The organism is Parvivirga hydrogeniphila (assembly GCF_023371205.1).
Classification (GTDB): domain Bacteria; phylum Actinomycetota; class Coriobacteriia; order Anaerosomatales; family Anaerosomataceae; genus Parvivirga; species Parvivirga hydrogeniphila.
This window is the reverse complement of the sequence record NZ_JAMCCO010000001.1, coordinates 214,745-228,153: the sequence shown is the minus strand read 5'-3', so window position 1 is coordinate 228,153 and position 13,409 is coordinate 214,745. Positions and strand designations below refer to the sequence as shown.

Annotated in this window: 5 protein-coding genes, 1 tRNA gene and 1 pseudogene; 2 read left to right on the top strand and 5 right to left on the bottom strand. The window is 69.8% G+C overall.

Annotation, left to right across the window (positions count from 1 at the left end; genetic code table 11):
- Position 1 precedes the first annotated feature (1 nt).
- Entirely contained in the window at positions 2-2,038 is a 2,037-nt protein-coding gene (locus MX659_RS01110; RefSeq protein ID WP_267191647.1) for a sensor histidine kinase, read from the bottom strand.
- A gap of 37 nt (positions 2,039-2,075) precedes the next feature.
- Between MX659_RS01110 and MX659_RS01105 the strand changes: the two genes are divergently transcribed.
- Positions 2,076-2,348, top strand: coding sequence for an acylphosphatase (locus tag MX659_RS01105; protein ID WP_267191646.1), 273 nt, complete (start codon positions 2,076-2,078; stop codon positions 2,346-2,348).
- Here the strand turns inward: MX659_RS01105 and MX659_RS01100 are convergent.
- The 4 genes and pseudogenes from MX659_RS01100 to MX659_RS01085 form a co-directional block, all read right to left on the bottom strand.
- Positions 2,335-3,228: a DMT family transporter gene (locus MX659_RS01100; protein ID WP_267191645.1), complete on the bottom strand. Its 894-nt coding sequence runs from the start codon at positions 3,226-3,228 to the stop codon at positions 2,335-2,337. The two genes, MX659_RS01105 and MX659_RS01100, sit on opposite strands and share 14 nt — an antisense overlap.
- An 83-nt stretch (positions 3,229-3,311) precedes the next feature.
- Positions 3,312-3,387: transfer RNA gene (locus tag MX659_RS01095), tRNA-Ala, on the bottom strand.
- Positions 3,388-3,732: 345 nt separating this feature from the next.
- Positions 3,733-3,960 (bottom strand): annotated as a pseudogene (locus MX659_RS01090) (thioredoxin family protein); the annotation flags it as partial.
- 12 nt (positions 3,961-3,972) lie between these two features.
- Positions 3,973-4,494, bottom strand: a complete 522-nt coding sequence (locus MX659_RS01085) for a rhodanese-like domain-containing protein (RefSeq protein ID WP_267191643.1) — start codon at positions 4,492-4,494, stop codon at positions 3,973-3,975.
- 151 nt (positions 4,495-4,645) lie between these two features.
- Here MX659_RS01085 and MX659_RS01080 point away from each other — a divergent pair, with 151 nt between their 5' ends.
- Positions 4,646-13,408, top strand: coding sequence for a GH36-type glycosyl hydrolase domain-containing protein (locus MX659_RS01080; RefSeq protein WP_267191642.1), 8,763 nt, complete (start codon positions 4,646-4,648; stop codon positions 13,406-13,408).
- Position 13,409: the final 1 nt, after the last annotated feature.

The following is a 13,409-nucleotide window of genomic DNA, read 5'->3' as shown; positions in this document are numbered from 1 at the left end:
GTCACGCGCCCGCCTCGTAGCGGACAGGGAACCAGACCCGGAACGTGGATCCCTTCCCGCGGGTGCTTTCCACCTCGATCCGCCCGCCGATGGTCTGCGCCAAGCGCTTGCACAGCGCGAGGCCGAGCCCGGTCCCGACGTGCGCGCCTCCCTCGCCTTCGCGCAGGTGCCGGAACTCCTCGAAGACGTGGGGCAGGCTCTCTGGTGAGATGCCCACGCCCGTGTCGGCGACCTCCACCGCGACCTGGCCGCCCGTCGGACCGACGACGCGCACCGTGATCCCGCCCGTCTCGGTGTACTTGAGCGCGTTGGCGAGCAGCTCAGCGAGGATCTGCTCGACCTTCGTGCGGTCGGTCTCGACGCCGACCGGTTCCCCAGGAACCTCGGTGCGCACGGACAGGCCCTTCGTAGACGCTTCCGCCTGCACGCTCACGGCAACGGACTCCGCCAGCTGACGCAGGTCGAACGGCTCGAGGCGCAGGTCGACGGCGCCGGACTCGAGACGCGTGAGCTCGAGGATGTCGTCCACGAGCTCGTTCAGGCGCTTGGCCGCTTCCCCGATCATCGCGACCTGCCGCATCTGCTCAGCGCTCAGCTCGCCCGCAAGCCCCGACGCGAGCGCCTCCGAGAAGCCGAGAATCGTCTGGAGCGGCGTCCGGACTTGGTGGCCCATGTCCCGGTACAAGCGCGACCGCCGCTCGCGTTCCTGCTCGAGCGCGCTCGTCGCGTCCAGCAGATCGGCCGTGCGGCGCTGCACCACCGTCTCGAGCTCTCGGCGATACCGGGCCACCTCGGCTTCTGCCCTGCGCTTCTCGGTGATGTCGTGCAGCACAGCGTACACGAGCGTGCGGCCGCCCATGGAGAGCGGTCCCGCGAAGACCTCGACGTCCCTCACCTCACCTCCCGCGACGACCTGCCGGGCGATGAAGTAGTCTCGATGCCCCCGCGCAACTGCGCGCAGATCCGTGTGAAGCGCCTCTGGCGATTCGGCAGCAAGCTGCAAGAAGCTCATCGTCGTGAGCTCGCGCTCGTCGAGCCCGTACAGGACGCACGCCGCTCGATTCGCTTCGACGATCTGCGTCGAGTCCGGCTCGATCAGCACGATCGGCATGTGCCCGTGCGCGAACATCGCCGCGTAGCGCTCCTCGCTCTCGCATAAGGCCCGCTGCGCCTTCAGGGCGGCGATCGACGGAGCGACCGTCGCCGCGAACAAGCGCAGCATGCCTCGCACCGCGGGCTCGCGTTCGATGGGATGGGCGAAGTACGCTCCGATGACACCGATGCGCTCGCCCTCCTCGTCGAGGAGCAAGGCCCCGGCGAACGCGCGATATCCATGCCCCGTTGCCACGGGGTCATCGCTGAACCGCTCTGCGAGGCCATCGCGCACCACGACGATGGGTTTCGCGGGCGCGATCGGCGCAGGCGAGGTGCCAAGGTCCCAGTCGCGGTCCGGCCGTTCCTCTCCCTCGATGATTGCGGCCAGCGTGCGAGAGAGACGCGGCCGGTCGGGCTCGATCTCGGCGATGAACACGCTCCCAGCCCCAGCGGCCTCAGCAAGCTCTCGGGCCGCTCTCGCGAACGTCCTCGGTTCGACGGGCAGCGCAGAGCTCGGCCGGCCCCCTGCAAGGCGCTCGTCGGAAGCGTCGTACACCAGGACCACCGCGCCCGTGAGCGCCCCGGCCTGCGTGGCGGCGGGAAAGCCTGCGTACCAGATGAGGGCCGCCGCGCCATCAGAGAGACGCACCTTCGCGCTCCCGTCCAGAAGCGAGCCCCCGATCGCCGCCTCCGCGCACAGCGCCTGCCAGAAGTCGCCTCCATCGGCGAGCAGCACCCGTGGCGTTCCGTCAGGAGCGCTTCGGCTCACGAGCAGATCGGCCCGCGCGTTGGCAATGACCACGCGACCGTCGCCGCCGAACTGCACGACAGGGCACGGCATGCTCTCTGCGAGCATCGCGAAGTAGCGCGACACCTCGGACGCTTCGTCGTGCCGCGTGTGCATCAGCTGCTGCTCCGTTCCTCGCTCGTGCGGTATCTTCATGATGATGCCCGTTTTCCCGTCCGGCAATGGAGCGCCTATGGAGACTGTCCACGTCCACGTATGGGTCTCGGGCGTCGTGCAAGGCGTCTTCTATCGCGCGGCGACCGTCGAGCAGGCGCGCGCGGCCGGCGTCGCCGGGTGGGTCCGCAACCTGCCCGACGGACGCGTGGAGGCCGTGCTCGAAGGGCCGCGCGACGCAGTAGAGCGCGTGCTCGCATGGATGCGCATCGGCCCTCCCCGCGCCGTGGTCGACCGCGTCGAAGTCGCGAGCGAGCCGGTCGAAGGGCTCGCGGGCTTCAGCGTCCGTTGAGCTTCGGCTGTCTTCCTTTCGTCGTCACGAGCGTCACACCGGCGAGCGCCACCGCCCCTCCGACGACGGTCAGCGCTTGCGGCACCTCTCGGATCCACGCCCATGCGATGACCGCCGCCATGACCGGCTGGACGTACAGGAAGCTCGAGGCGACCGAAGCCGGCAGCTTCGCGAGCGCGCGAGAGTACAGCAGGTACGCGATGGCTCCTGGAAAGACGCCGAGGTACAGCACGGCGAGAAGCGCGGAGCGCGGAGCGGAGCCGATGCTCGCCGCGAGCCCGGGCGCGAACACGAGCATCGGGAGGGTGCCCAGCCACATCGAGTACGCCGTGTACTCGAGCGGGGTGTAGCGGACGAGCAGCGGCTTCGTGACCACGAAGTAGCCGGCCGTGGACATCGCGGCGGCGACGACGAGGGCAGCGGCCGGCTCGAACGAAAGGCCCCCGCCTTCCGCCAGGGTGATGATCGCGACGCCCGAAAAGGCGATGGCGATGCCGAGCCATCCCCACCGCGTCAGCCGCTCGTCGAGGAAGATGCGTGCGAGGATCGCCGTGAAGACCGGGCCGGAAGCGATGATCAGGCTCGCAGCGCCCGCCGAGACCGCCGTCTCGCCGAAGTTCAGCGAGAGGTGATAGATCGTGATGCCGAAGAGCCCACCGAGCGCGATGCGCCCGACGTCCTCGCGGCGGGGCAGCCGCATGCGCGCGCCAAGGGCATAGATGCCGAGGGAGGCCGAGGCCGTCAGGAACCGCAGCAGCGCGAGCTCTCCCGGTCCGAACCCACGGAGACCGGCCTTGATTCCCGCGAACGCGGAGGACCACAGAAGCAGCGCGGTGCCCACAGAAAGGAGCGTGCCCGCCTCGATCCTCTCACGCGACACCGGCCATCTCCCTCATGGACTGCGGCCGCAACCGCCCGTAACCACGACGGAGCGGGCCTTCCGGCCCGCTCCCGCTTGCGCTTTGGTGGAGACGAAGGGGCTCGAACCCTCGACCTCAGGCTTGCAAAGCCCGCGCTCTCCCAACTGAGCTACGTCCCCGCAACCGCGCAGTATAGCATCGAAACGAGAGGCCCGCATGCGCGGACCTCTCGAAGCCGTGGCCGGGACGACCTTCGCACCGCCCGAGCCGCCCCTCCATAGGGCTATCCTCGGAAGCTCTTGGCCGACTGAGCGTTCCCTGTCGGCCGCACCTCCCGGATCGCCAGGGGCTTATGCCCGGCCGCCTGTGCCCGCACCGTCGCGATCGGCGAAGGCACCGGCGCCTTCATCTGCCGCCCCGACCGAAGCCTGGGATTCCATCTCTGCCACCGGTATACCCTCACCTCCGTCGGTCAGGCTGAGAGGAGAACGCTCCTCTCGACTTCTTATACCCTCGGGACCGCGTCACTTCAAGGAGTCGAGGATCTCCCGCATCTTCGCTTCTGTCATCTCGCCGACGACCTTCTGGACGATCGAGCCGTCCGAGGACACGAACACGAACGTCGGCACGTACTGCAGACCCAAGGAGTCAGCGAGGCGCGAGCCCTCCTGATCCTTCTCCACGTCGTAGAGCTTGAACTCGACCTTGCCTTCGTACTGGCCCTTCAGCCCGTCGACCACGGGCGCCATCTTCCGGCAGGTGGGTCACCAGTCGGTGAAGAACTCGTACATCGCCGGCAGGCCGCTCGCAAGCGGCTGGAGCCCATCGGCCGTCTTCGTCGACGAACCGGAGTCCACGTCGCCGTCCCACGCGACGATCCCCGCCTTCAGGTTGTACAGGTGCTGGAACCCCGCCTGCGAAAGTTGCTGGAACACGTATGCAGAGCGCTCGCCCGTGGCGCAGTACAGGAGCACCGGCTCGGTCTTGTCCCACGACTGGGCCTGCGCCACGACCCGATCCATCGGGACGTTCTCGGCGCCGGGGATGTGCGCCGCCGCGAACTCCTCGGGGGTGCGCACATCGACGATTCTTGCCCCGCGCTTGATCAGGGACTTCGCCTCGACATTCGAGACGTCTCCCGAGGCAGGCAGCGGCCCCGAGCGCCCGAGCGCTCCGATCGCCACGATCGCCGCCAGCGCGAGCAGCACGACGCCCGCGACGATCCACCGGGCCTTCGGGCTCCGCTGCGTCTGCGTGCTTCCCACCGCCTTCTTGCCGTTCGCCATGGATGGCTCCGTCCTCTCGCTATCGTGCTAAGTATACCCCGTTGGGTATGCTATAGCAATCTCCATGCCGTCGTCGTGCCCCTGTCGTATGCAAACGCCATGCCGTCTGCGTGCCCGTTTCGTGGCAGAATACAAGGGATCGGCCATGTCGATGAGCGGTGGAGACGATATGCGCGACGCGCGGTCGGCCCTGTGGGAAGCGGTCGAGAAGGGGGCGCCGCTCCGCATCGAGCTCATGAGCGCGCAACGCCTTGCCGACGAGGGGCGGGCGCTCGCTGCTGCGCAGTCATGGGAGTCCAAGCGGCTGGCCGTGCGCACCCCGCTGCTGGGCCTCCTGGACGAAGCGGAGCGCTCGGTGGCCGCGACGCATCGCCGGCTCGCTGAAGACGCCCACGCGCAGGTCTCGGTCTCCGTCGCAGCGGAGTGGCTGCTGGACAACCACTACCTCGTCGAGGAGCAGATCCGCGTCGCCCGCCAAGACCTTCCGGCGGCGTTCGGCGCAGAGCTGCCGCGGCTGACAGAAGGGCCGCTTGCCGGTCTCCCGCGCATCTTCGAGGCCGTGGCGCTCCTCGTGGCTGGCACCGACGCGCGGCTGGACAAGGGGCTGCTCGAGCAGTTCGTCATGGCGTACCAAGACGTCTCGCCGCTCACGATCGGCGAGCTGTGGGCCGTCCCCATCGCCTTGCGGATCACCCTCGTGGAGAACCTCGCACGGCTCGGCCGCCGGGTGCTCGCCGCCCACGTCGCGAGCGTCGAAGCCGACGAGTGGGCCAACCGCGTGATCGAGGCCGCGATCCGGTCCGGCGAAGGAGTCGGGTCCGTCGTCGAGGAGCTCGCCTCCTCTGTCCGCAGGCCTTCGGCGTCGTTCCTGCTGCGATTCTTGCAGCGCCTGCGCGACCAGGACCCATCGGTGGATCCGGCCGTTGCGTGGGGAGACGAGCGGCTAGCGGAGCTCGGGGTCTCGTTCGAGGAGCTCGCGCACGAAGAGCAGCACCGCCAGGCGGTCGACCAGGTCTCGGTCGCCAACACCATCACGGCGATGCGCTTCTTGTCGGCCCTCGAATGGCGCGACTTCTTCGAGGACTGCTCGGTCGTCGACCACGTCTTGCGGCAGGACCCGGCAGGCGTGTACGACCGCATGGACTTCGCGTCGCGCGACCGCTACCGCAAGGCCGTGGAGCAGATCGCCAAACGAAGCCCGCTTACCGAGATCGAGGTGGCGGAGGCGGCCGTGAGCCACGCGCTCACGGCCCTCGACGACGACCCGACCGACGCTCGGGGAGCGCACGTCGGCTACTACCTCATCAGTCGCGGCCGGTACCGTTTCGAGCAGAGCGTGCAGTACCGGCCCCTTGTGCGCGAGCTCATGTATCGCGGGCCGCTCGCGAGCAAAGGCGTCATCTACTGGGGGCTCATCGCCCTGTTCACGGTGCTCCTTTCGTGCGGATTCGCGCTTGTTGCGACCGGCCTCGGAGCGACGGGGTGGCGCGTCGTCGCGGCCACCGTGCTCGCTCTCATTCCTGCATCCGACCTCGCGCTCAACCTCACGAATCGCATCGCAGCGTGGATCTGGCCGCCACGCGTGCTGCCGAAGCTCGACTTCCTCAGGCCGCTCCTCCCTTCGCACAAGACGCTCGTCGTCATCCCCGCTCTGCTCTCGTCACCGGAATCGACGCAGCGAGTCATCGACAACCTCGAGGTCGCATACCTCGCCAACACGGACGAGAACCTCACCTTCGCCGTCCTCGGCGACCTGCCGGTCGCGCCCGAGCAAACGATGCCGCGCGACGCTGCCATCATCGACGCTGCGCGCAACGGCATCGCGGTCCTGAACGCACGGCACGGGGCTTCCGGGCGCGCGCCGTTCGCGCTCCTGATCCGCCAGCGGGGCTTCAACGAGCGCGACGGCGTGTGGATGGGCCGCGAGCGCAAGCGAGGAGCGATCGAGGACCTCGTCAGGTTCGTGCGGGGCGGGAACGGAAGCGGCTTCATCGTGAAGGAAGGGCCCCTCCACGAGCTCGCTGACGTGGCCTTCGTCATCACGCTCGACGCCGACACCGTCCTGCCGCGAGACGCTGCCCGCAAGCTCGTGTGCACCATCGCCCACCCGCTCAACCGGGCCGAGGTGGACGTCTCGCGGCGAGCGGTGGTGCGCGGGTACGGGCTCGTGCAGCCGCGCGTCGGCATGTCGCTCGAGGGGTCGCTACGCTCGCCGTTCGCGTGGCTGTACTCCGGAGCCACCGGCATCGACCCGTACGCGGGCGCGGTGTCTGACACGTACCAAGACGTCTTCGGCGAGGGCTCGTTCACGGGCAAAGGCGTCTTCGAGGTGGACGTCTACCACGCGGTGCTCGCCGACAGACTGCCCGAGAACCTCCTGCTCTCGCACGACCTGCTCGAGGGAAGCTACCTCAAGACCGCGCTGGCGAGCGACATCGAGGTGCTGGACGACCAGCCCTCGACGTACATCTCGCACACGGCGCGCCTGCATCGATGGGTGCGCGGCGACTGGCAGACCATCTTGTGGCTGCTCCCACGGGTGCCGTGCAAGGGCGGTCACGAGCGAACGCCGCTTAAGGGCCTGCATCGCTGGAAGATCGCCGACAACCTGCGGCGCAGCCTGTTCCCGCCTGTCATGGTGGCGCTCGCGGCAGGCGGCGCGGCGCTGCTGCCGGGCCCGGACTGGGCGCTTCTTTTGGTCGTCCTCGGCGTCGTGTTCTTCCCCGTGTACTTCAGCGTCGCGGACTCGCTCTTGTTCCGGCCTCGCGGCGCAGACGTCCGCGGCGACGTCCCCTCCATCGTCCGCGACTTCTGGCGCGATTCCGCCCGCGCGCTGTTCAGCCTCGCTGTCCTGCCGCACCAAGCGTGGGTGATGCTCGACGCCATCGGCCGTGCGGTGTGGCGACTGTTCGTCTCGAAGCGCGGCCTTCTCGAGTGGGAGACCGCCGCGGAGTCAGAGCGCCGTGCAGCGCGCGACCTTCCCGGCCACCTGAAGCGGATGCTCCCGGCGCAGGGCGGCGCCGTCGCGCTCCTCGCCGCGGCAGCGGTCGCGGACCCGGCGTCGACCGGCTCGCTCGTTCCGCTCGCGCTCGCGTGGCTGGCCGGCCCCTACGCCGCGTGGCGGATCAGTCTACCCGCGCGTACGGCCGCGCTGCCGCTCGACGAGCCGACGAAGGCGTCGCTTCGCAGCATCGCACGCAGGACGTGGCGGTTCTTCGAGACCTTCGTGACGGCCGAGGACCACTACCTCGCTCCGGACAACTTCCAGGAAGACCCGGCACCGACGGTCGCGCACCGCACCTCGCCGACGAACATGGGGCTCCAGCTCCTGGCGACGCTCACGGCCCACGACCTCGGCTACGTCACCACCTCGCAGGCCGTCGACCGCACCTCGCGCACGCTCGCCACCATGGTCGGCCTCGAGCGGTTCCGGGGCCACTTCTACAACTGGTACGACACGCTCACGCTCCAGCCGCTTCGCCCCACCTACGTGTCCACTGTCGACAGCGGCAACCTGGCGGGACACCTCATCGCGCTCGGCGTCGGGCTTCTCGAGATCTCAGAAGGCCCGATCGTCTCGCCCCGAACGCGCGCGGGGATCGCCGATACCGTCCGCGTCGCGCTCGAAGACGTGATCGACGCGCGCCACGCGTACGGCGATGCGCGCGCGGCGACGGCGGTACGAACGACGCTGGAGGAGCTCGCGCGACGCATCGAGCTCGACACGGACCCGCGCGACCTGGCCGAATGGCGCTCGACGCTCGCAACGTGGCGCCCGCTCGCGAAGAAGGCGTCCGACCTCGCCTCCGGCCTCGTTCCCGCGGACGACGCCCGCTGCGAGTGCGAGGCGGTCCGCGACGCCGTCTCCGCCGTCGTCCGGCACATCGATGCAGTGCTCGCGGAGATCGACGCCTTCGCACCGTGGGCGTCGCTGCTTGGCTCGGCCCCGGCGTCGGTGCGCGAGGACGAAGCGCTCGCACCCATCGTGCAGCACGTCCCGAGCCTGGTCGGCCTTGCCGAAGGGCTCGACGTCGTCGAGCGCAGGCTTCAGGAGCTCGCCTCCGACGGCACGGCCGGCGCGTGGGCATCCGCTGTCCTCGCGGCCCTGCGAACGGCGCGCCCTGAGTGCTCCCGGGTCTTGGCGGAGCTCAGGCTAGATGTCGACATCTCGCAGCAGATGTGGCAGAAGATGGACTTCCGCATGCTTTTCGACGAGAACCGCAAAGTCTTCTCGATCGGATTCAACACCGCGGAAGGCCGCCTCGACGCGTCGTTCTACGACATGCTCGCGAGCGAGTGCCGCCTGGCGAGCTTCGTGGCCATCGCGAAAGGCGACGTGCCGCAGGAGCACTGGTTCCGCCTGAGCCGCGCGATCACCGAGACCGGCGGCGGCAAGGCGCTCGTCAGCTGGAGCGCGAGCATGTTCGAGTACCTGATGCCGCTTCTGGTGATGCGCTCCTATCCCGGAACGCTGCTCGACCTCACCTGCCGTGCGGTGGTGCGGCGGCAGGTCCAGTACGGCCGGCAGCGCGGCGTGCCGTGGGGCGTGTCGGAGTCCGCCTTCGCGGCGCGCGACGCGAACATGACCTACCAGTACCAGGCGTTCGGCGTTCCAGGCCTGGGCCTCAAGCGCGGGCTTTCCGACGACGTCGTCGTCGCTCCGTACGCCTCGATGCTTGCGCTCCTCGTCGACCCGCTCGCGGCCGCGCAGAACCTCGCTGTGCTGGCGGACCAGGGCGCACGCGGTCGCTTTGGGTACTACGAGGCGATCGACTACACCCCCGGGCGCGTCCCGCCCGGACAGGAGCGCGCGATCGTGCGGGCGTACATGGCGCACCACCAGGGCATGGGTCTTGTGGCGCTCGGCAACGCCCTCACGAACGGCGCGATGCAGGAGCGGTTCCACCGCGACCCGGTGGTCCAGACGGCCGAGCTCCTGCTGCAGGAGCGCGTGCCTCGGCGTGTCCAGACCGCCAAGCCGCACGTCGAGGAGGTGGAGTTCGTCCGCTCCGTCCGCGAGGTGCCGCCGCCCGTCGCCCGCTCGTACCCGACGCCGCACACGCCGGTGCCCGCGACGCACTTCCTGTCGAACGGCTCGTACTCGGTGATGGTCACGAACGCGGGCGGCGGATACTCCCGCTGGCGCGACCGCACCGTGACGCGCTACCGCGAGGACCTCACGCGCGACTGCTGGGGCTTCTTCGTGTACCTGAAGGACGTTGAGAGCAAGCGGGCGTGGTCGGCGGCATACCAGCCGACCTGCACGGAGCCCGACGAGTACCACGTCGTGTTCTCGCCGGACAAGGCGGAGTTCCGCCGCATCGACGACGGTATCGAGACGCACACCGAGATCGTCGTCTCGCCGGAAGACGACGTGGAGGTGCGCCGCCTGACGGTGACGAACCGCCGCCGAGAGCCCGCGTACCTCGAGATCACCTCGTACGCTGAGATCACGCTCGCGGTGCGGGGGGCGGACCGGGCGCACCGCGCATTCAGCAACCTGTTCGTGGAGACGGAGGCGCTCGACGAGCTGGGCGCGCTGCTCTTCTCCCGCCGCCCGCGCTCTTCTGAAGAGCCGCGCGTCTGGGCGGTCCACACGATCGCGTGCGACCTCACGTCGCGCTGCACGTGGTCGTACGAGACCGATCGGGCCGCGTTCCTCGGGCGCCTCGGGACGCCCGCCGCGGCGCAGGCCATCGTCGGCGATGGGCGCCTGACGGGCGCCACCGGCGCGGTGCTCGACCCGATCTGCGCCATCCGCCAGACGCTGGTGCTGGAGCCCGGGCAGTCCGCCCGGCTTGCGCTCGCGCTCGGGGTCGCGGACAGCCGCGAGAGGGCCGTCGCGTACGCGGAGAAGTACCGCGACATCCGGAGCGCCCAGCGGGCGCTCGACTTGGCGTGGTCGACGAGCCAGATCGAGCTTCGGGACCTGGGCATCACGCCGCAGGAGGCCGTCGTGTACCAGCGGTTGGCGTCGCGGCTGCTGCTCACCGACCCGTACTCGCGCCTGAAGGTCTACACCGAGACGGAGAACCGCCTCCCGATCTCCGCGCTGTGGTCGATCGGCATCTCGGGCGACTACCCGATCCTGCTCGTCGAGATCGAGCGGCTGGAGGACACGCCGCTGGTGCGCCAAGCGCTGCTCGCCCACCAGTACTGGCGGAGCCGGGGCTTCGAGTGCGACCTGGTCGTCCTCAACACCAAGCCGAGCGCGTACTCGTCTGCCCTCGACGGCCGGCTGCGCGCGCTCGTGCGCACCGGGCATGCGCTGCAGATGCTCGACCGGCCCGCCGGCGTGCACCTGCGCGCCGCCGACCAGATCGCGCCGGAGATCGTGGACGCGCTGCGCAGCGTGGCCCGTGCCGTGCTCAAGGCCGATGCGGGACCGATCGCGCTCCAGCTCGAGCAGCGCGCGCTGCGCCCGCTCCCGCCGAATCCGCTCGTGCCGACAGACCCGCCCGCGAACGACCCGCTGCCGCCCTTCGAGCGGCCACGGCTTGTGCTCGACAACGGCATCGGCGGGTTCGACCCGGCGACCGGCGAGTACGTGATCGTCCTGGAGCCTGGGCGGACGACCCCCGCTCCGTGGATCAACGTGTTCGCGAATCCGGCCTTCGGGGCGTACGTCTCGGAGGCCGGCGTCGGGTGCACATGGGCGCTCAACAGCCACGAGAACCGCATCTCCACGTGGAACAACGACCCGGTGAGCGACGGCACGGGCGAGCTTCTGTACCTGCGCGACGATGCGACCGGCGAGTACTGGAGCCCGACCCCGGCGCCGGCTCGGGCGGACGCGCCGTATGTCGTTCGGCATGCGCCCGGGTGCACCTCGTTCGAGCACGAGAGCCACGGGCTCGCTCAGCGCGTCGCGTACTTCGTCTCTGCCGACAGGCCCGTGCGCATCGTGCGGGTGAGCGTCGAGAACCGCTCCGGCCGTCCGCGACGCATCTCCCTGTTCCACGTGGTCGAGTGGAGCCTCGGCGACTCCCGGAGCAAGGCGCAGCAGCGCGTCGTGACGTGGTGGGACGACCAGGCCCAGGCGCTCATGGCGCACAACTGGTTCAACCTGGACTTCCCGGGCCGCCCGGCGTTCTTGGCTGCCGATCGCAAGGTCGCGTCGTTCACCGCCGACCGGACCGAGTTCCTGGGCCGGAACGGCCACCCCGCCTGGCCTGCTGCCATGCGCAACGAACGCCTCGCGGGGACGACCGGGCGGTTCCTCGACAACTGCGGCGCGCTGCAGGTCTCGTTCGACCTCGCTCCCGGCGAGCGCGCCGAGACGGCGTTCTTCCTCGGACAGACGGAGACCGTCGAGGACGCGCACGCGCTCCTGCACGCCCTGCGCGAGCCCGGCTCGGTCGAGCGCGAGGCCGAACGCGCGCGCTCCTTCTGGCGCGACCTCCTCGGCCGCCTCGAGGTGCGCACGCCCGACGAGACGCTCGACCGCCTCATCAACGGACCCGTGCTGTACCAGGCGCTCGCGTGCCGCTTCTGGGGCCGCACGGCGCTGTACCAGTCGAGCGGCGCGTTCGGCTTCCGCGACCAGCTCCAGGACTGCCTCGCGCTGCTGTACGTGCGCCCGGACCTCGTGCGCGAACACATCATCGAGGCCTCGCGGCGCCAGTTCCGCGAGGGCGACGTGCTGCACTGGTGGCAGCCCGTGAGCGGCCGCGGCGTGCGTACGCGCTTCGTGGACGACCGACTGTGGCTGCCGTTCGTGGTGGCCGAGTACGTGAACGCGACCGGCGACGAGAGCGTGCTGGATGTGGAGACGCCGTTCGTGGAAGGGCCACCCGTGCCTCCCGAACGCGAAGACCTGTACTTCGAGCCGAAGCCGTCGGTGGAGGTCGCCACCGTCTACGAGCACTGCGTGCGCGCGATCGAGGCAAGCGCGGGCACCGGCCCGCACGGCCTCCCGCTGATGGGCGGCGGCGACTGGAACGACGGCATGAACCGCGTCGGTATCGGCGGGAGCGGCGAGAGCGTGTGGATGGCGTGGTTCCTCGACGTCGTGCTTCGCTCGTTCGCGAACGTGGCCGATGGGCGCGGAGACGTCGAGGCCGCCGAGCGCTGGCGACAGCGCGCCCGGGACCTTATCGCCGCCGTCGAGCGCGAGGCGTGGGACGGCGCGTGGTACCGCCGCGCGTACTTCGACGACGGGACGCCGCTCGGCAGCCGCTCGTCGGAGGAGTGTAAGATCGACGCGATCGCGCAAGCGTGGGCGGCCATCTCCGGCGCGGGCGACCCCGCTCGCATGCAGCGCGCCCTCGAGAGCGTGGAAGAGAAGCTCATCCGGTGGGACGACGGGCTCGTGGCGCTGCTCGCTCCGCCGTTCGACCGCATGCCGCACGACCCCGGCTACATCAAGGGATACGTGCCAGGAGTGCGAGAGAACGGCGGGCAGTACACCCACGCCGCCGTGTGGGTCGCATTGGCGTACGCTGCGCTCGGCGACGGTGACGAGGCGGTGGCGATCCTCGACCTCATCAACCCGCTCTCGCACGCCGTCGATGCAGAAGCGGTGGCGCGCTACAAAGTCGAGCCGTACGCCCTGGCGGCGGACGTGTACTCCGTCGAACCGCACGTCGGTCGTGGCGGCTGGACGTGGTACACCGGCTCAGCAGCCTGGTACTACCGGGTCGCGGTGCGTGACGTCTGCGGGCTTCACCTGCTCGCGCGCGACGGAACGCGCTTCTTGGCCTTCGAGCCATGCGTCCCGAAGTCGTGGAGCGCCTGGACGGTCACCTACCGATTCGGATCGAGCAGCTACGAGATCTCGTTCGAGAACCCGCGGGGCGTCAACCGCGGCGTCGAGCGGGTCGAGTGCGATGGCGTCGTGACTGCTGACGGGCTCGTGCCGCTTCTCGACGACGGGAAGGCGCACCTCGTCCGCGTCGTCATGCTCGGCGGCTGAG